23 protein-coding genes are annotated in these 25,117 nt (G+C 72.1%); 15 read left to right on the top strand and 8 right to left on the bottom strand.

Going from position 1 to position 25,117, the window contains the following annotated elements; translation table 11 throughout:
• Positions 1-10 precede the first annotated feature (10 nt).
• From FHX40_RS20310 to FHX40_RS20270, 9 genes are all read left to right on the top strand, one after another.
• Entirely contained in the window at positions 11-2,422 is a 2,412-nt protein-coding gene (locus tag FHX40_RS20310; protein WP_142261093.1) for an NADH-quinone oxidoreductase subunit G, read from the top strand.
• The gene (gene nuoH / locus FHX40_RS20305; protein ID WP_142261092.1) at positions 2,419-3,777 is read left to right on the top strand and encodes an NADH-quinone oxidoreductase subunit NuoH; all 1,359 of its coding nucleotides are present in this window, start codon (positions 2,419-2,421) and stop codon (positions 3,775-3,777) included. Before FHX40_RS20310 ends, nuoH begins: the two co-directional genes overlap by 4 nt.
• Entirely contained in the window at positions 3,764-4,279 is a 516-nt protein-coding gene (gene nuoI, locus FHX40_RS20300; RefSeq protein WP_142261091.1) for an NADH-quinone oxidoreductase subunit NuoI, read from the top strand. Before nuoH ends, nuoI begins: the two co-directional genes overlap by 14 nt.
• The gene (locus FHX40_RS20295) at positions 4,272-5,036 is read left to right on the top strand and encodes an NADH-quinone oxidoreductase subunit J (protein ID WP_142261090.1); all 765 of its coding nucleotides are present in this window, start codon (positions 4,272-4,274) and stop codon (positions 5,034-5,036) included. The genes nuoI and FHX40_RS20295 overlap by 8 nt, the downstream gene beginning before the upstream one ends.
• Positions 5,033-5,329, top strand: coding sequence for an NADH-quinone oxidoreductase subunit NuoK (gene nuoK, locus FHX40_RS20290; protein WP_142261089.1), 297 nt, complete (start codon positions 5,033-5,035; stop codon positions 5,327-5,329). Before FHX40_RS20295 ends, nuoK begins: the two co-directional genes overlap by 4 nt.
• A gap of 67 nt (positions 5,330-5,396) precedes the next feature.
• Positions 5,397-7,247, top strand: coding sequence for an NADH-quinone oxidoreductase subunit L (gene nuoL, locus FHX40_RS20285; protein ID WP_189136190.1), 1,851 nt, complete (start codon positions 5,397-5,399; stop codon positions 7,245-7,247).
• Positions 7,247-8,791 (top strand): NADH-quinone oxidoreductase subunit M, encoded by a 1,545-nt coding sequence (locus tag FHX40_RS20280; RefSeq protein WP_142261088.1) that lies wholly within the window; start codon positions 7,247-7,249, stop codon positions 8,789-8,791. The genes nuoL and FHX40_RS20280 overlap by 1 nt, the downstream gene beginning before the upstream one ends.
• Positions 8,788-10,332: an NADH-quinone oxidoreductase subunit NuoN gene (gene nuoN / locus FHX40_RS20275; protein ID WP_142261087.1), complete on the top strand. Its 1,545-nt coding sequence runs from the start codon at positions 8,788-8,790 to the stop codon at positions 10,330-10,332. Before FHX40_RS20280 ends, nuoN begins: the two co-directional genes overlap by 4 nt.
• Positions 10,333-10,350: 18 nt before the next feature.
• On the top strand, positions 10,351-11,346 hold the full coding sequence (locus tag FHX40_RS20270) for a polyprenyl synthetase family protein (RefSeq protein WP_142261086.1): 996 nt from the start codon (positions 10,351-10,353) through the stop codon (positions 11,344-11,346).
• Positions 11,347-11,428: 82 nt separating this feature from the next.
• Here the strand turns inward: FHX40_RS20270 and rarD are convergent, their stop codons facing one another.
• Positions 11,429-12,355, bottom strand: coding sequence for an EamA family transporter RarD (rarD, locus tag FHX40_RS20265; RefSeq protein ID WP_142261085.1), 927 nt, complete (start codon positions 12,353-12,355; stop codon positions 11,429-11,431).
• Between the two features lie 146 nt (positions 12,356-12,501).
• Between rarD and msrA the strand changes: the two genes are divergently transcribed.
• The gene (gene msrA / locus FHX40_RS20260) at positions 12,502-13,164 is read left to right on the top strand and encodes a peptide-methionine (S)-S-oxide reductase MsrA (protein WP_142261084.1); all 663 of its coding nucleotides are present in this window, start codon (positions 12,502-12,504) and stop codon (positions 13,162-13,164) included.
• Between the two features lie 31 nt (positions 13,165-13,195).
• On the opposite strand, the gene FHX40_RS20255 is transcribed toward msrA, so the two are convergent.
• A complete protein-coding gene (locus FHX40_RS20255; protein ID WP_142261083.1) occupies positions 13,196-13,618 on the bottom strand; it encodes a winged helix-turn-helix transcriptional regulator in 423 nt (140 codons plus the stop codon).
• 112 nt (positions 13,619-13,730) lie between these two features.
• Here FHX40_RS20255 and FHX40_RS20250 point away from each other — a divergent pair, with 112 nt between their 5' ends.
• The gene (locus tag FHX40_RS20250; RefSeq protein ID WP_142261082.1) at positions 13,731-14,666 is read left to right on the top strand and encodes an NADP-dependent oxidoreductase; all 936 of its coding nucleotides are present in this window, start codon (positions 13,731-13,733) and stop codon (positions 14,664-14,666) included.
• Between the two features lie 9 nt (positions 14,667-14,675).
• Here the strand turns inward: FHX40_RS20250 and FHX40_RS20245 are convergent, their stop codons facing one another.
• Positions 14,676-15,140: an ABC transporter ATP-binding protein gene (locus FHX40_RS20245; RefSeq protein ID WP_211350340.1), complete on the bottom strand. Its 465-nt coding sequence runs from the start codon at positions 15,138-15,140 to the stop codon at positions 14,676-14,678.
• 500 nt (positions 15,141-15,640) lie between these two features.
• On the opposite strand from FHX40_RS20245, the gene FHX40_RS20240 reads away from it, so the two are divergent.
• Both FHX40_RS20240 and FHX40_RS20235 read left to right on the top strand, forming a co-directional pair.
• Complete coding sequence (locus tag FHX40_RS20240; RefSeq protein WP_142261080.1) at positions 15,641-16,501, top strand: DUF4429 domain-containing protein; 861 nt, start codon at positions 15,641-15,643, stop codon at positions 16,499-16,501.
• A gap of 536 nt (positions 16,502-17,037) precedes the next feature.
• On the top strand, positions 17,038-18,399 hold the full coding sequence (locus tag FHX40_RS20235; protein WP_142261079.1) for a PAS domain-containing protein: 1,362 nt from the start codon (positions 17,038-17,040) through the stop codon (positions 18,397-18,399).
• Positions 18,400-18,441: 42 nt separating this feature from the next.
• Here FHX40_RS20235 and FHX40_RS20230 read toward each other — a convergent pair whose 3' ends face one another.
• The 5 genes from FHX40_RS20230 to FHX40_RS20215 all read right to left on the bottom strand — a co-directional run bounded on the left by FHX40_RS20230 (position 18,442) and on the right by FHX40_RS20215 (position 22,559).
• Complete coding sequence (locus tag FHX40_RS20230; RefSeq protein WP_142261078.1) at positions 18,442-19,065, bottom strand: TetR/AcrR family transcriptional regulator; 624 nt, start codon at positions 19,063-19,065, stop codon at positions 18,442-18,444.
• A gap of 109 nt (positions 19,066-19,174) precedes the next feature.
• Complete coding sequence (locus tag FHX40_RS25205) at positions 19,175-19,321, bottom strand: hypothetical protein (protein ID WP_170198657.1); 147 nt, start codon at positions 19,319-19,321, stop codon at positions 19,175-19,177.
• Positions 19,318-19,512: a DUF5999 family protein gene (locus FHX40_RS20225; protein ID WP_142261077.1), complete on the bottom strand. Its 195-nt coding sequence runs from the start codon at positions 19,510-19,512 to the stop codon at positions 19,318-19,320. Before FHX40_RS20225 ends, FHX40_RS25205 begins: the two co-directional genes overlap by 4 nt.
• Positions 19,513-19,872: 360 nt before the next feature.
• Positions 19,873-20,232 (bottom strand): DUF742 domain-containing protein, encoded by a 360-nt coding sequence (locus tag FHX40_RS20220; RefSeq protein WP_142261076.1) that lies wholly within the window; start codon positions 20,230-20,232, stop codon positions 19,873-19,875.
• Entirely contained in the window at positions 20,229-22,559 is a 2,331-nt protein-coding gene (locus tag FHX40_RS20215; RefSeq protein ID WP_170198900.1) for a sensor histidine kinase, read from the bottom strand. The genes FHX40_RS20220 and FHX40_RS20215 overlap by 4 nt, the downstream gene beginning before the upstream one ends.
• A 404-nt stretch (positions 22,560-22,963) precedes the next feature.
• Here FHX40_RS20215 and FHX40_RS20210 point away from each other — a divergent pair, with 404 nt between their 5' ends.
• Both FHX40_RS20210 and FHX40_RS20205 read left to right on the top strand, forming a co-directional pair.
• Positions 22,964-23,947, top strand: coding sequence for a DMT family transporter (locus tag FHX40_RS20210; protein ID WP_142261074.1), 984 nt, complete (start codon positions 22,964-22,966; stop codon positions 23,945-23,947).
• Complete coding sequence (locus FHX40_RS20205) at positions 23,944-24,678, top strand: GntR family transcriptional regulator (protein ID WP_229788528.1); 735 nt, start codon at positions 23,944-23,946, stop codon at positions 24,676-24,678. The genes FHX40_RS20210 and FHX40_RS20205 overlap by 4 nt, the downstream gene beginning before the upstream one ends.
• Positions 24,679-25,117 lie beyond the last annotated feature (439 nt).

The raw sequence follows: 25,117 nt of genomic DNA, 5'->3' as shown, positions 1-25,117 counted from the left end.
GGGGGTGCGCATGACCGCTGAGTCGACCTCGGCCGCCAAGGCCGAGCAGCCGGTCGAGATGGTGAACGTCACCATCGACGGCTTCCACATCGCCGTGCCCAAGGGCACCCTGCTGATCCGGGCCGCCGAGCAGCTCGGCATCCAGATCCCGCGGTTCTGCGAGCACCCGCTGCTCGACCCGATCGGGGCGTGCCGCCAGTGCCTCGTGCAGATCGAGGGCATGCCGAAGCCGGCCGCCTCGTGCACGATCGTGTGCACCGAGGGCATGACCGTGCACACCCAGCTCACCAGCCCGGTCGCCGAGAAGGCGCAGCGCGGGGTGATGGAGTTCCTGCTCCTCAACCACCCGCTGGACTGCCCGGTCTGCGACAAGGGCGGCGAGTGCCCGCTGCAGAACCAGGCGATGTCGAACGGGCAGGGTGAGTCGCGGTTCACCGAGACCAAGCGCACCTTCCCCAAGCCGCTGCCGCTGTCCACGCAGGTGCTGCTCGACCGGGAGCGCTGCATCCAGTGCACCCGCTGCCTGCGCTTCCAGGAGCAGATCGCCGGCGACCCGCTCATCGAGTTCTTCGAGCGCGGGGCCAAGGAGCAGGTGGGCGTCGCCGACGGCGAGCCGTTCCACTCCTACTTCTCCGGCAACACCATCCAGATCTGCCCGGTGGGCGCGCTCACCAGCGCGGCGTACCGGTTCCGGGCGCGGCCGTTCGACCTGGTCTCCACGCCGAGCGCGTGCGAGCACTGCGCCAGCGGCTGCGCGCTGCGCACCGACCACCGCCGCGGCCGGGTGATGCGCCGCCTCGCCGGTGACGACCCGCAGGTGAACGAGGAGTGGAACTGCGACAAGGGCCGCTTCGCGTTCACCTACGCCACCCAGCCGGACCGGCTCACCACGCCGCTCGTCCGCAACGAGGAGGGCGTGCTCGTCCCGGCGTCCTGGCCGGAGGCGCTCGCCCGGGCCGCCGAGGGTCTCTCCCGGGCCCGCGGCCGGGCCGGCGTGCTCGTCGGCGGCCGGCTCACCGTCGAGGACGCGTACGCCTACAGCAAGTTCGCCCGGATCGCGCTCGGCACGAACGACATCGACTTCCGGGCCCGGCCGCACTCGGCGGAGGAGGCCGAGTTCCTCGCCCACGCCGTCGCCGGCAAGGGCATCGAGGTCTCCTACGCCGACCTGGAGAAGGCCCCGGCGGTGCTGCTCGCCGGCTTCGAGCCGGAGGAGGAGTCGCCGATCGTCTTCCTGCGGCTGCGCAAGGCGTACCTGAAGAAGGGCCTGAAGGTCTACTCGATCGCCCCGTACGCGAGCGCCGGGCTGGCCAAGATGGGCGGCACGCTCATCCCGGTGGTGCCCGGCGGGGAGGCCGAGGCGATCGGCGAGCTCATCTCCGAGGAGAGCGCCCCGGCCGCGGCGCTGCGCAAGCCCGGCGCGATCATCCTCGCCGGCGAGCGGCTCGCCACCAGCCGCGGCGCGCTGTCGGCGGTGCTCCGGCTCGCCGCCGCCACCGGCGCGCGGCTCGCCTGGGTGCCGCGGCGCGCGGGTGAGCGCGGCGCGCTCGAGGCCGGCGCGCTGCCGAACCTGCTGCCGATCGGCCGCCCGGTGACCGACGAGACCGCCCGCACCGAGGTGGCGCGGGTCTGGAACGTCGCCTCGCTGCCGGAGACCCCGGGCCGCGACACGGCCGGCATCCTCGCCGCCGTGGTGAACGAGGAGATCGACGCCCTCGTCATCGCCGGCGTCGACCCCTACGACCTGCCGGACCCGAACGCGGCGCTCGCCGCCCTGGAGAACACGCCGTTCATCGTCAGCCTCGAGCTGCGCGCCAGCGCGGTCACCGACCGCGCGGACGTGGTGCTGCCGGTCGCCGCGGTCGCCGAGAAGAGCGGCACGTTCGTCGACTGGGAGGGCCGCGGCCGGTCGTTCGAGGCAGCGCTGCCCGCGTCGGGCGTGCTGAGCGACCTGCGGGCGATCACCGCCCTCGCCGACCACATGGACGTGCACCTGGGCCTGCCCGACGCCGCCGCCGCGCGCCGCGAGCTCGCCGCGCTCGGCGCCTGGAAGGGCACCCGCGCCCCGGCGCCGAACGTCGCCCCGGGCGTGCCCGCCGCCCCGAAGGCCGGCGAGGCCGTGCTCGCCACCTGGCGTCTGCTGCTCGACGCCGGGCGCATGCAGGACGGCGAGCCGTTCCTGGCCGGGACCGCCCGCGAGACCGTCGCGCTGCTGTCCGCCGCGACGGCCGCGGAGATCGGGGTCACGGACGGCGACAAGATCACTGTCAGCAGCGGGCTCGGCTCGGTCACCGTTCCGGTGCGCACCGCCGAGCTGCCCGACCGCGTGGTGTGGCTGCCGGCCCACTCGGCCACCTGCTCGGTCACCCGCGACCTGCGCGCGGCCGCCGGTGACGTCGTCAAGATTGGGAGCGCCTCATGATCCCGCAGCTCACCGCCGCCCCGGAGCCCACCGGGCCCACCCTTGAGGACTTCGGCAACGACCCGCTCTGGCTCACCATCCTCAAGGCGGTGTTCATCTTCGCCTTCCTCATGGGCGGCGCGGTGCTCGGCGTGTGGTTCGAGCGCAAGCTCATCAGCCGCATGCAGCACCGCTACGGCCCGAACCGGGCGGGTAAGTTCGGCATCCTGCAGTCGATCGCCGACGGCCTGAAGATGGCGCTGAAGGAGGACATCCTCCCGCGCACCGTCGACAAGGTCGTCTACGTGCTGGCGCCGCTCATCATCGCGATCCCGGCGTTCCTCACCTTCTCGGTGATCCCGTTCGGCCCGAAGGTGTCGATCTTCGGGGTCGAGACGCCGCTGCAGCTCACCGACCTGCCGGTCGCCGCGCTGATGGTGCTCGCGATGGCCTCGATCGGCGTGTACGGCATCGTGCTCGGCGGGTGGGCGTCCCGCTCGCCGTACGCGATCCTCGGCGGCCTGCGGTCGAGCGCCCAGGTGGTCTCGTACGAGATCGCGATGGGTCTGTCGTTCGTGGCGGTGTTCCTCTACGCGGGCACGCTGTCCACCTCGGAGATCGTGGCCAAGCAGGCGAACGGCGGCACGCTCGAGCTGTTCGGGCTGTCGATCCCGACGCCGTCGTGGTTCGCGGTGCTGCTGATCCCGTCGTTCCTGATCTACGTGATCACGATGTTCGGCGAGACGAACCGGCTCCCCTTCGACCTGCCGGAGGGCGAGGGTGAGCTGGTGGGCGGCTTCCACACCGAGTACTCCTCGTCGCTGAAGTTCGCCCTGTTCATGATCGCCGAGTACATCAACATGTTCACCGTCTCGGCGATGGCGATCACGCTCTTCCTCGGCGGCTGGCGGGCGCCGTGGCCGATCTCGCTGTGGGAGGACGCGAACACCGGCTGGTGGCCGCTGCTCTGGTTCGTCATCAAGCTGGTGCTCGTCTTCTCCTTCTTCGTCTGGGTGCGCGCCTCGCTGCCGCGTGTCCGGTACGACCAGCTCATGGCGTTCGGCTGGAAGGTGCTGATCCCGGTCAACCTCGGCTGGATCCTGCTCGTCGCGGTGGTGCGCGCGATCCGCGGCCAGGAGGGCCAGAGCCCGGTGGTGCTCACCATCGCCGCCCTCGTCGTGATCGGCGTGCTCGCGGTGCTCTGGCGGTTCATGACGGTCACCGAGAAGGCGGCCGAGGAGAAGAAGGCCCGCGTCGAGGAAGAGTTCCTGGAGCTTCGCGAGAACCCCACCGCCGGAGGATTCCCGGTCCCGCCCCTGGATCTGCCGCACTACCACGGGGCCGCTCGTAAGGAGGTGCCCAGTGGGAGCAACTGACTGGCTGAACCCCGTCAAGGGCTTCGGCGTCACCTTCCACCACATGTTCAAGAAGCCGGTGACGGTCCAGTACCCGGAGGAGAAGCGCCCCACCGCGCCGCGCTTCCACGGCCGTCACCAGCTCAACCGCTGGCCCGACGGGCTGGAGAAGTGCGTCGGCTGCGAGCTGTGCGCCTGGGCCTGCCCGGCGGACGCGATCTACGTCGAGGCCGCGGACAACACCGAGGACGAGCGGTACTCGCCCGGTGAGCGGTACGGGCGCATCTACCAGATCAACTACCTGCGGTGCATCCTGTGCGGGCTGTGCATCGAGGCGTGCCCGACCCGGGCGCTCACCATGACCAACGAGTACGAGCTGGCCGACACCAGCCGGGAGAGCCTCATCTACACCAAGGAGATGCTGCTCGCCCCGCTCGGCCCGGGTATGGAGGCGCCGCCGCACCCGATGCGCCTCGGCGAGACCGAAGAGGACTACTACCGCCTGGGACGAGACAATGGGTGAGGCCATCACGTTCTGGGTGCTCGCGGTCGTGTCCGTGGCCGCGGCGCTCGGGATCGTCTTCAGCAGAAAGGCCGTCTACTCCGCGCTCATGCTCGGCACGGTGATGATCTCGCTCGCCGTGCTGTACGCGGTGCAGGGCGCGCCGTTCCTCGCGGCGGTGCAGATCATCGTGTACACCGGCGCGGTGATGATGCTCTTCCTGTTCGTGCTGATGCTCGTGGGCGTCGACACCGCCGACTCGCTGGTGGAGACGCTCCGCGGCCAGCGCTTCTGGGCGGGGGTCGCCGGGCTCGGCTTCGCCGGCCTGATCGCGCTCGCCATCGGCAACGCGGCCGTCGAGGCGGCCGGGCCCTCGCTGCCGATCGGCGACAACGTGGTGCGCATCGCCCAGCTGATCTTCACGCGGTACGTGTTCGCCTTCGAGGTGACCTCCGCGCTGCTGATCACCGCCGCGCTCGCCGCGATCGTGCTGGCGCACCGGGAGCGCTCCGCGCCGAAGCCGACGCAGAAGGATCTCTCGCGGGCGAGGTTCCGCGCCTTCGCGGAGAAGGGCCGGATCCCGACCCCGCTGCCGGGACCCGGCACCTACGCCCGGCACAACGCGATCGACATGCCGGCGCTGCTGCCCGACGGCACGACGTCGGAGCTGTCGGTCACCCGGTCCCTGGTCCGAGACGCGGACGACGACTCGGGCGACGAGCGGGTCCGCGAGGCCGTACGCGCCCAGCGCGCGGTCGAGAAGGAGAGCGGCGAATGACCACTCACTATCTGGTGCTCTCCGCGCTGCTGTTCGCCATCGGCGCCGTCGGCGTGCTGGTGCGCCGCAACGCCATCGTGGTGTTCATGTGCGTGGAGCTCATGCTCAACGCCTGCAATCTGGCCTTCGTCACGTTCGCCCGGCAGCACGGCAACCTGGACGGACAGATCATCGCGTTCTTCGTCATGGTCGTGGCGGCGGCCGAGGTCGTGGTCGGCCTCGCGATCATCGTGACGATGTTCCGTACCCGCAGGTCCGCATCGGTCGACGACGCGAACCTGCTGAAGAACTAAGAGGTGTTCCGTGCAACCCGCTGAGATCATCACGGAGACCGGTGGAGTGATCGGCGCCTCCTGGCTCATGATCGCGCTGCCCGCGGTCGGCGCCGCGATCCTGTTGCTGTTCGGGCGCCTCACGGACCGCTGGGGCCACCTCCTCGGTACGGCGATGTCGCTCGCCTCCTTCGCGGTGGCGGTGCTCGCCTTCGTGGAGCTCCTCGGCTTCGACGAGGCCGAGCGGCGCCGCCAGGTGATGCTGTACGACTTCCTGCCGGCCGGGTCGTTCCACGTCGAGATGGGCCTGCTGATCGACCCGCTGTCGATCTCCTTCGCCCTGCTGATCACCGGTGTGGGCTCGCTGATCCACATCTACTCGATCGGCTACATGGCCCACGACGAGAAGCGGCGGAAGTTCTTCGCATATCTCAACCTGTTCGTCGCGGCGATGCTCGTGCTCGTGCTCGCCGACAACTACCTGGGCCTGTACATCGGCTGGGAGGGCGTCGGCCTGGCCTCCTACCTGCTGATCGGGTTCTGGCAGCACAAGCCGTCCGCGGCGACCGCGGCGAAGAAGGCGTTCGTGGTGAACCGGGTCGGTGACTTCGGTCTCGCGCTCGGCATCTTCACGATCTTCGTCACCTTCGGCACCGTCGGCTACAAGGACGTGCTGGCGAACGCGGGCTCGGCCGAGCAGATCACGCTCACCGTGATCGGCCTGCTGCTCCTGCTCGGCGCGTGCGGTAAGTCCGCCCAGCTCCCGTTGCAGTCCTGGTTGCTCGACGCGATGGAGGGCCCGACCCCGGTGTCGGCGCTCATCCACGCCGCGACCATGGTCACCGCCGGCGTGTACCTGATCACCCGGTCCGGGGCCATCTACGAGGGCGCGCCGACCGCGCAGCTCGTGGTGACGATCGTCGGCGCCGCGACGCTGATCGCCGGTGCGATCATCGGTTGCGCCAAGGACGACATCAAGAAGGCGCTCGCCGGTTCGACGATGTCGCAGATCGGCTACATGGTGCTCGCCGCCGGGCTCGGCCCGATCGGCTACGCCTTCGCCATCGCGCACCTGATCGCGCACGGCTTCTTCAAGGCCGCGATGTTCCTCGGCGCCGGCTCGGTCATGCACGCCATGAACGACGAGGTCGACATGCGCCGGTACGGCGGGCTGCGCACGGTCATGCCGATCACGTTCGCCACGTTCGGCCTCGGCTACCTGGCGATCATCGGCATCCCGCCGCTGTCCGGCTGGTTCACCAAGGACAGCATCATCGAGGCGGCGATGCATCAGAACCCGGTGCTGGGCTGGGTCGCGGTGGTCGGCGCCGGCATCACCGGCTTCTACATGTCCCGCGTGATGTTCATGACCTTCTTCGGCGAGAAGCGCTGGGCCGCCGACGCCCACCCGCACGAGTCGCCGAAGGTCATGACCTGGCCGCTCATCCTGCTCTCGGTCGGCTCGGTGCTCGGCGGTGGCCTGCTCATCGCGACCGGCGCGTTCGCCGACTTCCTGCGCCCGGCCGTGGGCGCGCCGGAGGAGCCGCTGGCGTTCCACCCGGTGAGCGTGCCCGGCATCGTCACGATCGTGCTCGTCCTGGCGGGCGCGGCGTACGCGTGGACCAAGTACGCCAAGAGCCCGGTGCCCGAGGTCGCCCCGCGCGGCTCGTTCCTCACCACGTTCGCCCGGCGTGACCTGTACGGCGACGCGCTGAACGAGTCGCTGTTCATGCGCCCGGGTCAGTGGCTGACCCGCCTGGCGGTGTTCTTCGACAACCGCGGCGTGGACGGCATCGTGAACGGCCTCGCCGCGGCGATCGGCGGTACGTCCGGCCGCCTGCGCCGGATCCAGACCGGGTTCGTGCGCTCGTACGCGTTGTCCATATTCCTCGGAGCCGCCGCGGTCGTCGGTGCTCTGCTGGCCGTAGGGAGCTTCTGATGCCTTGGCTCTCGACCCTGATGGCCGTGCCCGCGGTGGGCGCCGTAGCCGTGGCGGCGGTGCCCAAGCGCAACGAGACGCTCGCCAAGCAGCTCACCTTCGCGGTGTCGCTGGTGGTGCTGGCGCTCGCCGCGGTCATGGCCGCGCAGTTCAACCCCGGCGGGGATCGGCTGCAGTTCACGGAGACCTACAGCTGGATCCCGTCGTTCGGCATTCACTTCGCGCTCGGCGTCGACGGCGTCGCCCTGGTGCTGATCCTGCTGTCGGCGCTGCTCGTGCCGATCGTGGTGCTCGCCTCCTGGAACGAGGCGGCGGGCACCCCCGAGGCTCCGGCGAAGCGCTCGGTGAAGACGTACTTCGCCTTGATCCTCGTGCTCGAGGCGATGATGATCGGCGTCTTCGCGGCGACCGACGTCTTCCTCTTCTACGTCTTCTTCGAGGCGATGCTGATCCCGATGTACTTCATGATCGGGTCGTACGGCGGAGCCCAGCGGTCCTACGCAGCGGTCAAGTTCCTGCTGTACTCGCTGCTCGGCGGCCTGCTCATGCTGGTCGCGGTGATCGGCCTGTACGTGATCGCCGGTAAGAACACGTTCCTGCACACCGAGCTGATCGGCGCGATCACCGACCCGGGCGTCCAGCGCTGGCTGTTCCTCGGGTTCTTCATCGCCTTCGCGATCAAGGCGCCGCTGGTGCCGTTCCACACCTGGCTGCCCGACTCGGCCGCCCAGGCCCCGGCGGGCGCCGCGGTGCTGCTCGTCGGCGTGCTCGACAAGGTCGGCACGTACGGCATGCTGCGGTTCTGCCTCGAGCTGTTCCCGGACGCCTCGCGGTTCTTCACTCCGCTGGTGATCACGCTCGCGGTGATCGGCATCATCTACGGCGCGATCGTGGCGATCGGGCAGACCGACATCAAGCGGCTGATCGCCTACACCTCGATCTCGCACTTCGGGTTCATCGCGATGGGCGTGTTCGCGATGACCACCACCGCGGGCGCGGGCGCGACGCTGTACATGGTGAACCACGGGTTCGCCACCGGCGCGCTGTTCCTCGTCGCCGGGTTCCTCATCCAGCGGCGCGGCTCGCAGTTCATCTCGGACTACGGCGGCGTGCAGAAGGTGACCCCGGTGCTCGCGGGCAGCTTCCTGTTCGCCTGCCTCGCCGGTACCGCGGTGCCGGGCCTGGCCACGTTCGTGTCCGAGTTCACCGTGCTGATCGGCACCTTCCAGAACCGCACCTACCTGGTCGCGGCGGTGATCGCCACGTTCGGTGTGGTGCTGTCGGCGATCTACATGCTGTGGCTGTACCAGCGGGTCGCCGGCGGGCCGCCGAGTGAGGGCGTCAAGTCGCTCGCCGAGCTGAACGGCCGGGAGAAGTGGGTGATGGCCCCGCTGATCGCGGTGATCCTGGCGCTCGGGGTCTACCCGAAGCCGCTGTTCGACGTGATCAACCCGTCGGTGACGCAGACCCTGTCGATCGCCGGCGTCTCCGCCGATCCTGAGCCGACGCTCAACGTCGCCGTGCAGAAGGGGGCCGGCCAGTGAACCAGATCGAACCACCGGTCATCGAATACGCCCAGGTGGCGCCGCTGCTCGTGGTGTTCGGCGCGGCCGTGCTGGGCGTGGTGGTGGAGGCGTTCGCGCCGCGCTACCTGCGCAAGGCGATCCACATGCCGCTCACGCTGATCTCGCTGATCGGCGCGTTCGTGCTCACCGTGTGGCAGGCCACGCAGACGCCGCACAACGCCGCCGCGATGGGCGCGATCGCGGTGGACGGCCCGACGCTGTTCATCTGGGGCACGATCCTCATCCTCGCCGCGGTGAGCGTGCTGCTCATCAACGACGAGGACCACTTCGTGGCCCAGGCGTCGGCCCTGCCGGGCTCGGCCGAGGAGGAGGAGTCGCTCACCGCGGGCGCCGTGCACACCGAGGTCTACCCGCTGGCGCTGTTCGCGGTCGGCGGCATGCTGCTCTTCCCCGCCTCGAACGACCTGCTGATCATGTTCGTGGCGCTCGAGGTCATGTCGCTGCCGCTCTACCTGCTGTGCGGCCTCGCCCGTCGCCGCCGCCTGCTGTCGCAGGAGGCCGCGATGAAGTACTTCCTGCTCGGCGCGTTCTCCTCGGCGTTCTTCCTGTACGGCACGGCCCTGCTGTACGGCGTGGCCGGCACGGTCGACTTCCGGGGCATCGCCGAGGCGCTCACCCGCGTGGGCGGCATGGACACCCTGCTGCTGGCGGGCACCGCCACGCTCGGCGTGGGCCTGCTGTTCAAGATCGGTGCCGCGCCGTTCCAGGCGTGGAAGCCGGACGTGTACCAGGGCGCCCCGACGCCGGTCACCGCGCTCATGGCCTCCGGCACCCTGGTGGCCGCCTTCGGCGGGCTGCTGCGGGTGTTCTGGGTCGCGCTCGGCGGCCTGGAGTGGGACTGGAAGCCGGTGATGTGGGGCATCGCGATCCTCACGATGCTCGTCGGCGCGATCCTCGCGATCACGCAGACGGACATCAAGCGCATGCTCGCCTACTCGTCGATCGCCCACGCGGGCTTCCTGCTCGTCGGCGTGGTCGCGGTCGGCGACGCCGAGCAGAACCGGGCCGCGCTCACCGGCCTGCTGTTCTACCTCGTCGCCTACGGCTTCGCCACGGTGGGCGCGTTCGCGGTGGTCACGCTGGTGCGCGACGCCGGTGGTGAGGCGAACCACCTGTCGCGGTGGGCCGGGCTCGGCAAGCGGGCGCCGCTGCTCGCCGGGGTGTTCGCGTTCTTCCTGCTGGCGTTCGCCGGCATCCCGCTCACCTCGGGCTTCCTCGGCAAGTACGCGATCTTCGCGGCGGCGGGCGGCGCGGACGCGTGGCCGCTCGTGGTCGTCGCGGTGATCGCCTCGGCCGTGGCGGCGTTCTTCTACGTCCGCGTCATCGTGCTGATGTTCTTCAGCGACCCGGCCGCGGACGGCCCGACGATCGCGGTGCCCACGATCGGCACCTCGGCCGTGGTCGGCCTCGCGGCGGTGGCTACCGTTGTGCTGGGAGTGATCCCGGAGCCGGTGCTCAACCTCGCGAGCCTGGCCGCCGAGTCGCTGTTCGTCCGATAAGTCGAGGAGTAACGCCTGATGCCTGCGCCGCCGGTTGTTGGCCTGCCCCACGTTGACGAGCGGCTCGCGGAGGACCTGGCGAGCGGTCTCGCGGCCGTGGAGCGGATGCTGCGCGCCTCGGTGGAGAGCGAGGACGCGTTCGTCACCGAGGCCTCGAGGCATCTCATCCTCGCCGGCGGCAAGCGTTTCCGCGCGATGTTGGTGCTGCTGGCGGCGCAGTTCGGCGATCCCACGGCCCCCGGCGTGATCCCCGGGGCCGTGGTGATCGAGCTGACCCACCTGGGCACGCTCTACCACGACGACGTCATGGACGAGGCCCAGGTACGGCGCGGCTCGCCCAGCGCGAACGCCCGGTGGAACAACACGATCGCGATCCTCACCGGGGACTACCTGTTCGCCCGGGCCTCGGACATCCTCGCCGACCTCGGCCCGGAGGCGATCCGCATCCAGGCCCGGACCTTCTCCCGCCTGGTGCGCGGCCAGATCCGGGAGACCGTGGGCCCGGCCGAGGGGGAGGACCCGATCCGCCACTACATCGAGGTCCTCGCCGACAAGACCGGCTCGCTGATCGCCACCTCGGGCCGGTTCGGCGCGCTGCTGTCCGGTGCCCCGGAGGCGGTGGTCGAGCGCATCACCAGCGCCTGCGAGGCGATCGGCGTCGCCTGGCAGCTCGGCGACGACCTGATCGACGTGTCCGCCACCGCGGGGGAGAGCGGCAAGACCCCCGGCACGGACCTGCGCGAGGGCGTGCGCACGCTGCCGGTGCTGCACGTGCTCGCCTCCGAGGACCCGGCGGACGCGCGGCTGCGCGAGCTGCTGCAGGGGCCGGTCCCGGACGAGCACCTGGAGGAGGCGCTCACCCTGCTGCGCGCCAACCCGGCGATGGACCGGGCCCGCGCCGAGCTGCTGCGCTGGGCCGACCGGGCCAAGGCGGACCTCGCCGAGCTCCCGGCGATCCCGGCGCGGGAGGCCCTGCTGGCCCTGTGCGACTTCGTGGTGGAGCGCACGGGCTGATCCCACACGCGGTACACACGCGGCGGCCCGCACCCGGCATCAGGGTGCGGGCCGCCGCGCGTCCGGGGACCCTGCCTCGTGGTCAGCTGCCGACCGCGGCCCGTGCCGCCTCCGCCGCCCGCCGCTCCTGCCGGGCGGTACGGCCGGCCCGGATGCCGTCCCAGGTGTAGACGGCGAGGGCGAGCCAGACGATGGCGAACCCGGCCCACCGGGCGGGCGGCATGGTCTCGCGGTTGACCAGCACGCCGTACAGGAACTGGAGGATCGGGGCGATGTACTGGAGCAGGCCCATCGCGGACAGCGGCACCCGGATCGCCGCGGCGCCGAAGCACAGCAGCGGCACCGCGGTCACCACGCCGGCGCCGACGAGCAGCAGCGCGTGGCCGACGCCGTAATCGGTGAAGGTGCCGTCGCCCTGGAACTCCAGCAGGGCGAGGTAGCCGAGCGCGGGGAGGAAGAGCACGAGCGTCTCCACGGCGAGGCTCTCGTCCGCGCCGATGTTCACGCCCTTCTTGATCACGCTGTAGAAGCCGAAGCTGAACGCGAGGATGAGCGCGAGCCAGGGCGGCTCGCCGTACGCGAGGGCGAGCACGATCACCGCGACCGCGCCGAGCCCGACCGCGACCCACTGCCACCGGCGCAGCCGCTCGCGGAACAGCACGACGCCGAAGAGCACGTTCACCAGCGGGTTGATGAAGTAGCCGAGCGCCGCCTCGACCACGTGCCCGATGTTCACCGCGTAGATGTAGGTGCCCCAGTTCGCCGCGATGAGGATCGCGGCGAGGGTGAGCAGCCCGAGCTTGCGGGGCTGCCGCGCGAGCTCGCGGAACCACGCCCAGTGGCGGCGTACGGCGAGCACCGCGACGACCGCGAGCAGGGCCCACACCATGCGGTGCGCGAGGATCTCGACGGCGGTGGCGGGTTTCAGCAGCGGCCAGTAGGCGGGAAACAGGCCCCAGATCACGTAGGCCACCACGGCGTACAGGATCCCGCGTCGGTATTCAGGCATGAAACCCAGTTTTGCTCCTGACGCCCCTTAATCACAAATTAGTACTCCTTTGTCCACTTTTAAGCTCTGCTAAAGCGTGGAACATCCGGGGCGGCGCGCTGGTTGCACCCGGTGACGCGATCGGCGAACGCGCACGGGAGGACGAGATGGGCTGGTTCTTCGGCCACGACAAGACGCGGATGGTGACCAAGGAGGAGGCGCTCCCCGGCCGTCCCCAGCGCATGGCGGTCCCGGCCCGCCACGCCGTGCTCGACGCCCCCCTGGTGCCGCCGTTCCCGGAGGGCACCGAGATCGCCGACTTCGGGCTCGGCTGCTTCTGGGGCGCCGAGCGCGTCTTCTGGCGCACCCCCGGCGTGGTGACCACCGCCGTGGGCTACGCGGGCGGCTACACCGAGAACCCGACGTACGAGGAGGTCTGCACCGGCCTCACCGGCCACGCCGAGGTCGTCCGCGTCGTCTTCGACCCGGCGCGGATCGGCTACGAGGAGCTCCTCAGGATCTTCTGGGAGTCCCACGACCCCACGCAGGGCATGCGCCAGGGCAACGACATCGGCACCCAGTACCGCTCGGCCATCTACACCCACTCCCCGGAGCAGGAGAAGGCCGCCCTCGCCTCCAGGGAGGCCTACCAGAAGGTCCTCACCGCCGCCGGCTACGGCCCCATCACCACCGAGATCGCCCCGGCCGGCCCCTTCTACTACGCCGAGGAGTACCACCAGCAGTACCTGCACAAGGTCCCCAACGGCTACTGCGGCATCGGCGGCACGGGCGTGTCCTGCCCCGTCGGCCTCACCACCGGCGAGGCGTGACCGGCCGGGAATCCTGAACCGTCTGTGACCGCTAGGCCCGGTGCTCCGTGGGGGCGGAGTGCCGGGCGTCGTAGTCGTCGCGGGCGCGCATGACCTCTTCGATGTGGGTCTCGGCCCAGTCCTTGATCGCCTGGACCACCGGGAGCAGGGTGGCGCCCAGCGGGGTGAGCGCGTAGTCGACCCGCACCGGGACGGAGGGGGTGACGGTCCGGGAGACGAGGCCGTCGCGTTCCAGGTCGCGGAGGGTCTGGGTGAGCATCTTCTGGCTGATGCCGGCGACGGTGCGGGACAGGTCGCTGTACCGCCTGGGGCCGTCGGCGAGGGCGTTGAGCAGGAGGCTCACCCACTTGCCGCTGATGCGGTCGAGGAGCTGACGGGCCGGGCAGGTGGCGAGGTAGGCGTTGTAGGCTGCGCGGGCCTGTTCACGTCGCTGGGCGGCGGTCAGCGTGGGCATCGCGGGCTCCTTCGCGTGCGGTACGCACTTTCAGGTACGTACTCCCCAAAGGAGAGTAGCGCTCCTACGGTCGGTGGGCGAGCACAGCGGAACCGAGCGAAGGAGGTAGCGCGTGCGTGCCGTGGTCATCCGAGACTTCGGCGGGCCCGAGGTGCTGGAGGTCGCCGAGGTGCCGGTGCCCGCCGTGGGGGCGCGTCAGGTGCGGATCCGGGTCGAGGCGGCGACGGTGAACCCGGTCGATCTCGCCACCCGGTCCGGAGCGCTCGCCGCCGCGGGCATGCTGCCCCGGCGCGATCAGATCGGCCTCGGCTGGGACGTCGCGGGCGTCGTCGAGGAGGCCGGCCCGGAGGTGTCCGGCGTCGTGCCCGGGCAGCGGGTGGTCGGGCTCTCCGACCGGCTCGACGTGCCGCTCGGCACCCAGGCCGACCAGGTGGTGCTCGACGCCGACGCGGTGGCCCGCGTGCCGGAGGGGGTCTCCCCGGTGGCGGCGGCCACGCTGCCGCTGAACGGCCTCACCGCGGCGCAGGCGCTCGACCGGCTCGGCCTGCGCGCGGGGGAGACGCTGCTCGTCACCGGCGCGGCCGGGGCGGTGGGCGGCTTCGCGGTGCAGCTCGCCGCCGCCCGCGGCATCCGGGTGGTCGCGGTCGCGGGCGCCGAGGACGAGCCCCTGGTGCGGGAGCTCGGGGCGGAGCTCTTCGTGCCCCGTACGGCACGGCTCGGCGAGGCCGTCCGCGCCCTGGTACCCGGCGGCGTGGACGCCGCGCTCGACGCGGCCGTGACCGGGGCGGCGGCCCTCGACGCGGTGCGGACCGGCGGCGCGTTCGCCGCGCTGGTGGCGGGCGGGGCACCGCCGGGGCTGCGGAACATCCGGGTGTTCTCGCACTGGATCCACGCCGACGGCGCCCGGCTCGCCGGCCTCGTCTCGCTGGCCGAGGCGGGCACGCTCACCCTCCGGGTGGCCGAGACCATGCCGCTCGACCGGGTCGCCGACGCCCACCTGCGCCTCGCCAAGGGCGGGCTGCGCGGCCGGATCGTGCTCGTGCCCTGACCCCCGCGGCTACCCGGCGGCGACCTCGTCGATGCGGTCGCCGTCCCACAGGCGGCGCAGCGGCGGGCAGGCGGCGAGCAGCTCGCCGAGCGGGCCGCATCCGGCGACCCGGCCGCCGTCGAGCACGACGACCTGGCCGGCCTGTTCCAGCGCGGCCCGCCGGTGGGAGACCACGAGCAGCGTCGCGGGCCCCTCCCCGGTGCGGGCGGCCTCGGCGAGGCGCCGCCAGAGCGTGCGCTCGGTCTCGGCGTCGAGGGCCGAGGACAGGTCGTCGACGACGAGCAGCTCGGGCCGCCGCACCAGGGCGCGTGCCGCGGTGACCCGCTGCACCTGGCCGCCGGACAGCCGCACCCCGCGCGGCCCGACCACGGTGTCGAGGCCGTCCGGCAGCGCGGCGAGGTCGGGGTCGAACGCGGCGAGCCACAGCGCCCGCGCCGGCCGCGGACCGCCTCGATGCCGACGACCGCCGCGCACAGCCACAGACCGTCGCCGGCGATCCGGGCGTCTCGCCGCCGATCAGGTCGAAGATGCGGCGCAGCACCAGCCCGGTGGCGAGCCAGGCGACCAGCGTGCGGGCGAGCCGCCCGGCGACGGCGACCGCGAGGTAGCCGAGGGCGAGCCCGGCGAGCGGCGCGGCCGGCGCCCCGGCGAGCGCGGCCGCGCGCCGCGGGGCCGGGCGCAGGTGGCGGAGAACGGCGCGCCGCGACCGGACCGCCCTAGTGCCGGAGGCGCGCGCCGATGCGTCGGTGTTCGGTGTATGCACGAAGCGTGGTGTCCTCAGGGTAGGTGCCGGCGAGTTTCCGAAGGCTGGTGCTGCGCGCCGTCGTCACGTTCGCCTCCTTGCGTTCTCGTCCGGCGACCTGCCGACCCATGAGTGCACCGGACGCTGAATCCCCGGGCAACGGGATTTCCGGCCCGGAGGCCCGGTCGGCGCGGCACTGCGGGCGGAACGGCCGGCGATCTACCCTGGGGATGTGCGGGACGTACTGAAGGGCATCGGCTGCGTCTGGGAGTTCGACGCCGACGGCCTGCGCATCAAGCCGGACGGCCTGCGCGCGCCCAGGCTGGTACGGGCGCTGGGGGAGCGGTTCGTGCCGTACGCGGCGATCGCCGACGTCACCGTCTCCCCGATCCGGCTGGGCAAGGTCGTGCTGCGGGTACGGCCCCGGCCGGGCGCGGATCCGGTGATCACCGCGGCCGCCGGGCAGCTCAGGGAATCCCAGGACCCCTACCGGCTGCCGCTTCCCGCCAAGATGGCCACGCTCGCCGAGTACTACGCCGACGAGACGCGGGCGGCCGTCGTCGACCGGGGGCCGGCCGACCGGTTCCTCGTGGCCGCGCCCGAGCCGCCGCTGCGGTTCAAGGCGTGGGACGGCGCGGCCTCCTTCGACGGCGAGACCGTCGTCTTCACCTGGTTCTGGTCCGGGGTGACCAGGGCGAAGTACCGGGCGGGCGACCAGCGGTTCCGGGTCGCCGACCTGGAGGACGTCGAGTGGCACGCGCCCGGTGTGGCGAGCGGCTCGCTGCGGCTCAAGGTGCGGGGCCGCCCGATGCCGCCGAGCGCGGAGGACGACGTCGCATCGGTCGTCTTCGGGGTGGGCTACGGCCTCGTGCACGAGTCGTTGCCGTTCGCCGCCGCCGTGCTCGCCGCGATCCGCGCCGCCGCCCCCGCGGCCGCCACGCCGCGGCCGCTCGAGGCCGGGGAGCGGCCGCGTCCCGCCTCCGCCACCGAGCTGGCCGAACTCGTGCGCAAGCTCGGCGAGCTGCGCGACGCCGGGCTGCTCACCGAGGAGGAGTTCCAGGCGAAGAAGGCCGAGCTGCTCTCGCGCATGTGAGCCGCCGGCGCCGGGTACGGCCGGCGCACCGCGTGGCCGCCGGGCGACCCGGACGGCCGGGCGCGGCGGCTTCACGGACGCCATGCCGTACCGCAGGCCCGGTGCTGACGGATGTGGCGTTGCTCACTCCCTCGCGCCCGGCGGGGTGAGGGTGGGGCCACCTCCGGTTGGGAGGGCCGCCCGCACCGCGACCGTACGGCGGGCCCTCCCTGTGGCCCGGATCACCTTTGTGAACATCCGTCGCGGATGTCCCCTTATGCGGGTTTCTGCAGCTAGCGGTAGGGGTGAGGGTGGTCCCGCGCGTACCGCCGAGGGCGGCCGAGGGGCGCCGTGAGAGTCCGGATCGCGGCCGTCCTCCAGTGACCGAAATCACAATTACGGACACATGGGATGAATGCGCAGTGTCGCAGGTCACATACCCCTCGTGGTAAGAGTATGCACTGGGTGCAATAAGCTTCGGACAGCCGAAAATCAGTCGCGACGGTCGCGACGCCGGCCCGGGCGGCATTTTGCGCCGCCGAACTGTGAGGTACACGATGACCCTCGGGCTAATCGACTCCAACGATGTCGAACAGCTCATCAGGCCTGATGAACTGTTCTTCTCCACCACCGATCGACGCGGCCGCATTCGTACCGGGAACTCGGTATTTGTCCGTATCTCTGGATACTCCCTTGAGGAGCTGAGCGGCGCACCTCACAACATCGTCCGCCATCCCGAGATGCCCGCCGGCGTCTTCCGTCTCGTCTGGGACCGTCTGCTCGCCGGGCGGCCGGTCGGGTCGTACGTGCTCAACCGTGCCAAGAACGGCAGCCGGTACTGGGTGTTCGCGACCATGACCCCGTCGGGGGACGGCTTCCTCTCGGTGCGTGTCGCCCCGCTGGGCCCCATGTTCGACAAGGTCAAGGAGGTCTACCGGTACGTCAACGCCGCCGAGCGGTACGCGGCCGAGCAGGGCCTCGACCGGCGCCAGGTGGCGGTGCACGGCCTGCGGGCCCTGGAGCAGGCGCTCGGCGAGCTCGGCTTCACCTCGCACGAGGAGTTCCTCGCCGACGCGCTCAGCAGCGAGGTGGCGGCCCGGGACCGGCTCGCCTCCTCCAACTACGCGCGGCCGAACGCGCGCGGCTCGCTCCGGCAGGTGCTCGCCGGCGCGCAGGCGCTCGAGTCGCTGCTGTCCGGCCTCGTGGGCCTGCTCGAGCGGTACCGGGAGTTCGGCGACCGGCTGGCGAGCACCTCGGAGCGGGTGCTCGACGTGGCGCGCCGGCTCGACGGCGCCGTGGCCACCGCGCAGCGCGCCTCCGCGATGGTCGCCGACACCGCGCCGGTGCTCGGCAACGTCGCCCAGGTGATGGCCGGCCCGATGGGCGGCGCGGTGGTCGCGCTGGAGCGGCTCGTACCCCCGCTCGCCAAGCTCCGCGACGACATCACCGACCTGCGCTTCCGGATCGCGCTGGCGAGCGTGCACAACGACATGATCGCCTCGTTCGCCGCCGAGGTCGTCGACGGGAAGGCGCCGGCCACCGCGCTGCGCGAGGTGCCCCTGCTGTGCGACGCGGTGCGGGAGAGCGCCCTGGAGATGTCGGCCCGGGCGAGCCAGGTCAACGGCGCGCTGCAGGAGATCAAGGCCACGATCGCCGAGGCCGGGGACCGGCTGCTGGCGTTCCAGCGGTTCCTCGGGCAGTGGCGCATCCTGGTGATGCGCCGTCGCGCCCAGCACATGCTCGGCGACCTGCTCGGCACGATCGACCAGGAGTTCTCCGCCTTCTCCCGGGCGATGGACATGCTCCGCACGCTCGAGGAGGAGTTCGAGCGGTCGATGGTGCCCTTCGAGGTCGACGAGCTGGAGGCGCAGGTCGCCCGCATCCGCGCGGAGAGCCGCGACTACAGCGACGTCGCCTGAGCGAGGCCGGGGACCGGCCGGGATCCGCGGGGCAGGCCGCCGTCACCCGCCCGGAAACGGGGCGGTCATCCGGCGGATCAGCGTGTGCAGGTGGGCCCGGAACCGGGCGAGCTCCGCGGGTTCGGGCCTGCGCCGATGGCCACGGTCGCTCGCCGCGGTCGCCGACGGCTGCCCCCTGCTGTACTGCATGCCGCCGGTGAGGAAGCCGTACACGCTCCACACGACCGTCCAGACCATGTGGTCGGCGTCGACGTCGGGCGGGATCAGGTCGCGCACGAGGTCGGTGACCATGACGTAGAGCGGCCGGGCGTACTCCTCCTCCAGCCGCTCCACGTCGATCGCGTCGCCCAGCCACCGGTGCATCCACAGCGAGAGGATCTCCGGGTGGTCGACGTAGAAGTCGAGGTAGGCGTCGGCGAGGTCGAGCAGCCCCTGCATGGTGGGGGTGAAGTCGGCCAGCGCGGACCGCATCGCCGCCTGCTCGGCCTCGTGGGCGTGCGCCATCACGGTCCGGTACAGCTCGGTCTTGTCGCCCACCCGCTCGACGAGCTCGTCCACCTCGATTCCGGCGGCCTCGGCGATGAGCCGCGTCGAGGTCCCGTCGAACCCGAGCTCGGCGAAGAGCCGGGTGGCCACCTCCACCAACCGCGTCTCGGCGTCCCCCATGTGCTCAACTGTAGGTGACGCCCTGGAAACGATCCGCCATCAGTGCACCTCGGAGACGTTGACGGTGCCGCCCCGGCCCGTCCCGCGACACCGGCCCGCGGGTCCCGCGTCAGTACGGGAGCCGGCGGCCCGACGGGGTGCGCAGGTCGAGCGGCGGCTGCGGGGTGCGCGGGCGGGGCTTGCGGATGCGGATCCGGTGCCCGGCCGACGCCACGGCGCCGCCTTTGGTACCGCCCTTGGTGCCGCGGCCGCTCACGCCGCGCTCCCGCAGGGCGCGCGGTGGACCGGGACGATCCGGCCGTCGGGGAGCAGGTCGCCGGTGTCCTCGAAGATCACCACGCCGTTGCAGAGAAGTCCCCAGCCCTGCTCAGGGTGGAACGCGACGAGGGCGGCGGCCTCACGGTCGAGGGCGTCCGCGCCCGGACACCTCGGCTGGTGATCACACATGTCTCAACCCCGATCTCGCCTGGAACGGCGATCCTTTCCTTCCGTCGTCGTGCCCGCCGTACCGATGCGGCGGCGGGGACGCCTCGTGCCGGCTGTGTGTGACGGACCTCTGCCACGCGCCTGCCGGTCGGGTGGCCGGCGGCGCCAGGGGGAGACCCGGGGTACGGGCCCCTACGCTGTCGCTCCCGGCGGATCGTCCGGGTGGACGCTGACATGCCCGGGAGCACTCCTTGACCAGTGAGTGTAAACAAGTGCGAGATGTGATTATTCCGGGCGTCGCGCGATGGAAGTCCGATTTTGCCGGTCGCGTGTGCGGCGGCCCGCCCGGGAGAAACGGCCCACCGGCCGGTACGGCCGGGCCTACAGCGCCTTCAGCCCCTGGATCACCTCGCGGAGCAGGCTCGGCGCGGGCATCTGCGCCGCCCGCGCGGGCTGCCGTACCCGCACCAGGCCCTGCTCGCGCAGGTCGGACAGGAGGATGCGCACCACGGTGAGCGGCAGGTCCACCTCGGAGGCGACCTCCGCCACCGAGACCGGGGTACGGCAGGCGTCGAGGATGCGCGACTGCTCGGGGGTGAGCTCCGAGGCGTCGGAGGGGCCGGCGGCGATCACCGTCGCGAGCAGGTCGAGCTGCTGGTCCGGCACCCGGGTACGGCCACGCGTGATCGTGTAAGGGCGCACCAGTGGCTGATCGAGCCAGTGCTCCTCGCCGTCTTTCACGACCCGTCTCCTCTTTCCTCACCTGCGCGCCGCCACCCCGCCTGGAACGAGGAGAGCACGTCGCGGTGCGTCTCGCCGTTCCGCCCGTCCCGGCGACGCTCGGACTGCTGGGGCTCAGGCACGGTGCGGAGCCTCGGCGCGTCGCGGAGCTGCGGGGCGAGGTTCGCCTGGCGTACCCGGCGGGGGAGTCCGCCCGGCCCGGTGCCCGCCGCCGTAGAGAGTACCGATGGCCCGCTCGGCTCCGGGAGCGAAACCGACCCGTTCGCGGCGTCGTGGCCGCGGGCCCCGTCCGGCCCGCCCGCGTGCCCGGCGGACTCGGCCGCCTGGGGGCCGAGCGACGCCGGGACGGCGCCGTTCGCGCCGTTCACACCGTTGGCGGCCGCCGTGGTGGCGGCGGCTCCGGCGGCGGCCGGCACGAGGGACTCGGCGGGCCGGTCCGCCTCGGCCTTCGCCTCGCCGTCGCCCTCGGGCGGCGCGGTGGTGTCCACCACGAGCTCGCCCGGGATGAGGATGATCGCCGTGGTGCCGCCGTACGGCGAGGGCCGGAGGGAGACCTTGATGTGCTGGCGGGCGGCGAGCCGCCCCACAACGAACAGGCCGAGCCGGTCGCTGTCGGCGAGGTCGAACTCCGGCGGGTTGGCGAGCCTCTCGTTGATCTGCTCGTACTCCTCGCGGCTCAGCCCCAGCCCGCGGTCCTCGATCTCGATGACGAAGCCGCGCCCGACCAGGCCGCCGCGCACCTGCACCGTGGTCTTCGGCGGCGAGAAGATCGTGGCGTTCTCCACCAGCTCGGCGACGAGGTGGACGACGTCGGTGACCGCGGATCCGATCAGCGCCGGGCCCTGCGGCACCGTGATGTTGACCCGCAGGTAGTCCTCGACTTCCTCGACCGCGGCGCGGACCACGTCGATGAACTGGACCGGGTTCCGCCAGCCGCGCGCCGGGTTCGAGCCGGACAGGATGATCAGGCCCTCCGCGTGGCGGCGCATGCGGGTGGTGAGGTGGTCGACCGCGAACAGGCCCTCGAGGATGTCGGGGTCCTCGACCTTGCGCTCCAGCCGGTCGAGCATCTGGAGCTGCCGGTGCAGCAGCGACTGGTTGCGCCGGGCCAGGTTGAGGAAGACCTTGCCGACGCCCTTGCGCAGCTCGGCCTGGCCGACCGCGGCCTCGATCGCGGTGCGCTGCACCATGGTGAACGCCTCGCCGACCCGGTCGATCTCCTTGACGTCGCTGGTGACCAGGGTCTCGGTCTCGCTCTCGGTGTCCACGTCCTCGCCGCGGCGCAGCCGCTCGACGATCCGCGGCAGCCGTTCCTGGGCGAGCTGCAGCGCGCTCTGCTGGAGCTGGACCAGCTCGTCCGCGATCCGGCGGCCGAACCGCATCGAGATGAAGAAGCTCAGCCCGAGGGCGACCACGCCGAGCACGGCGGTGATGCCGATCTGGGTGAAGATCTCGGTCGCGGCCGGCACGGCGCGGGCCGAGAGCGTGCGGTTGGTGGCGAGGCTGAGCCGGTCGAACCGCTGCACCAGCGCGTCGGTGGTGGCCCGCCAGGTCCGGGACTCGGCGGGGAGCTCCCGCTCGATGCGCACGCTCTTCGCCACCCGCCGCTCCACCGCCTCGAACGCGGTGTAGGTCTCGCTGTTCTGCAGCTCCAGGTACGGCTGCTGCAGCTCGGCGTCGAACTGCTGGAAGGCGAGGCCGTACAGGATGTTGCGCTGGGTGATCAGCTGCTGGAAGGCGGTGCGCTCCTCGCCGGTCATCCGGTTCGCGGCCACGATGCCGGCGATGAGCGCGGCCTGCTGGCTGAGCGCCTCCCGGGACCGGCTGAGCATGGTGGCGGCCTTGACCTGGTCGATCACCTCGAGGTCGGGGACGATCAGCAGCTTGTCGTTGACCCGCTGGGCGTCCTCGATGATCGTGCTGTACGCCTCGAGGGTCTGCAGCCGGGTGAAGAGGCCGCCGTCCACCCGGCTCCGGATGTCGGACAGCCACTTGAGCTGGTCGCGCAGCTCGTTGAGCTGCCAGCGCATGAGCGGCGGGGTGGCCTCCTGGACGTCCGGTGCGAGGGCGAGCCGCTCGAGGTTCGCCATGGCCTGGTTGGTCACCGCGCGCTGCTGGTGCAGCTGGGCGGACTCGGTGAGGCTGCCGTGGCGGGATCCCAGCACGACGAGCGAGAGCAACCGCTCCTCCTGCAGCGAGCTGATCAGCCCGCGCAGCGGCATCACCACGTTGTCGAAGACCTTGTTGATCCGGAGCATGTCGAGGCCGCGGCTCACCGTCACCGTGGCCGCGAACCCCCAGATCGCCACCAGGGATACGACCGGCACCAGCAGGATCGTCAGGAGTCTGAAGCGGATCGAGCGTTTCCGACCGGCCATGCGCTGTCGCCCCCAGTGCCGAGCGAGGTGTATGGCGTTAATAGTGGTGAAACACTAGCAATGGTGCATACCAGGTACTAGTGCCTTTTTTATCGTTTTGGGCCTTATTTTCGGCCGGCCCGTACCCCTTCCGCCTGGCGCGATGCCCGGCCTGGGGCACGGGCCGATCGCGGCGCGGTACGGCGTCGCGGCGCGGGCGATGGCGGGCTCCGGGATACGATCGCCACGGCTTGCCGCGACGTTTGTGGCTAAATGTCTGAAAAGTCACCTTCGTCCATTTGTGTGTGCCTTCGGGGGGTGTTGTGGGCGATAGTCGGTTGCGTGGCCCTGTCTGGTTGTAAGACAATCAGACCATGCGTGCTTCCGGGCCGCTCGCGATCATCGCCGCGGCCGTTCTCTGGGGTACGGCGGGCACCGCCGGCGCGCTGGCGCGCGCGGCCGGGGTGGACGCCGGTTCGCTCGACCTCGCCGCGGCGCGGCTGGTGATCGGCGGCCTGCTGCTCGGCGTGCCGTTCCTGGCGCGGGCGCGGGGCCGCCTGACCGGCCTCGGCTGGGCGATGCCGCTCGCCATGGCCGCGGTGCTCGTGTACCAGCTCTGCTTCTTCGCCGCCGTCGACCGCACCGGCGTCGCCATCGGCACGGTCGTCGCAATCGGCAGCGGGCCGGTGTTCACCGGGTTGCTGACCTGGCTGTTCGACCGCGTCCGCCCGAGCGGTGGCTGGGCCGCCGCCACCGCCGCGGCGATCGCCGGGTGCGCGCTGCTGCTCTCGGGCGGCGGCGTCGACTCCGGCCGCGACGTGACCGGCGGCGTGCTGCTCGCCCTGCTCGGCGGGCTGCTGTACGCGTTCTACGTGGTCACCGCGGCCCGGGCGATCGGCCGCGGCGCCCCGTCCGACCTCGTCATGGGCGTGATGTTCGCCGGGGCCGGGGTGCTGTCCGCACCGCTGCTGCTCGCCGGCGACGCCTCCTGGCTCGCCGAGCCGTACGGGCTGGGGGTCGCCCTCTACCTCGGCTGCGCGACCACCGCGCTCTCCTATTTCCTGTACGGCCGGGGCCTGCGCACCACACCGGTCGCCGCGGCGGCCACGCTCGCGCTCGCCGAGCCCGCGGTCGCGGCCGTGCTCGGCCTCGTCGTGCTGGGCGAGCGGCTGCCGCCCGTCTCCTGGGCGGGCATGGCCCTGCTCATGCTCGCGCTCGTCGCGGTCGCCCGCTCGGCCGCCGGGGACAAGAAGGCCGAGCCGGACACCGGACCCGCCGCCCCGGGCGAGTCCGTTGCCGCGGCCCGCGACGCCGGGCACCCTGGACGGGACGGATCGACGGTGGAGGGACGGTCGTGACGCAACCGGGGACCAGGGCGATGCCGGGCGAGCAGGAGCCCGGACGGCCGCCGCGGCCCGCGTCCGCCGGGGGCGCGCGGCCGGCGGGCGGCCGGGCCGCGCCGGTGGCCGTCATCCGGCCGGTGTCCGCGGTGGACGCGCTCGCCGCCGCGCTGCGCGACCGGGTGCTCTCCGGCGAGATCGAGCCGGGCACGCCGCTGCCCGAGCAGGAGCTCGCCGCCGCGTACGGCGTGGCCCGCCCGACCGTGCGCGAGGCGCTCGCCGTGCTCGCCCACGAGGGCCTGGTGCGCCGGGAGCGCAACCGCAGCGCGTACGTGCCCGACGTCACCCCGGCCGACCTGGCGGACCTGATGTTCGTGCGCACCCCGCTCGAGGAGCTGATGGCGGTCACGCTCGCCGGGCGGCGGGTGCCCGAGGCCGAGCGGGCGCTCGACGGCATGGCCGCGCTGCCGCCGGACGCGCCCTGGTCGCAGGTGGTCGCCGCGCACATGGCGCTGCACGAGGCGCTGATCGTCGCGGTGGGCAGCCCGCGGCTGGAGCGCCTCTACTCCTCGCTCGCCGCCGAGACCCGGCTCGGGCTGGTGCGGCTGCGCCGGGTGTACGAGGACCGCGACGTGCTCGTCGCCGAGCACCGCGACCTCCTCGACGCGATCGCCCGCGGCCCGGCCGAGGCGGCCCGCCGGGCGATCCTCGCCCACCTCGACCACAACTGGGGCATCGACCGGGACTGACCCCCGGCGAGGTTCGCGCCGAACGGGCGCAGGCCGTACGACCGCCAGATCTGGGCGAGCGGCAGCGCGTTCTTCACCACCACCCCGGCGGACCAGCCGAGCGCCGCGCCGAACGCGCCCAGGGAGGGGACGAGGGCGAGGTCGACGGCGACGGTGACCGCGGTCGCGGCGAGGATGCCCGCGAGGCTCGCCGCCGTGCGCCCGGCCGCCACCAGCGCCACGTCCGCCATGCCGCACGCCGCGGCGACCATCATCGTGGCCGCGAGCACCACCGCGACGTCCGCGCCCGCGGCGTACCGGTCGCCGAAGACGCCGAGCAGCGCCGGGGCGAGCGCCGCGTACCCCAGCCAGACCGGCCAGGTGAGCGCGACGAGCAGGTTCGTGGTGCGCCGGTACACCGCCCGCGCCACCGCCAGGTCGCCCGTGGCGAGCGCGCGCA

Source organism: Thermopolyspora flexuosa, from assembly GCF_006716785.1.
Classification (GTDB): domain Bacteria; phylum Actinomycetota; class Actinomycetes; order Streptosporangiales; family Streptosporangiaceae; genus Thermopolyspora; species Thermopolyspora flexuosa.
This window is presented reverse-complemented; position numbering and strand designations above follow the sequence as displayed.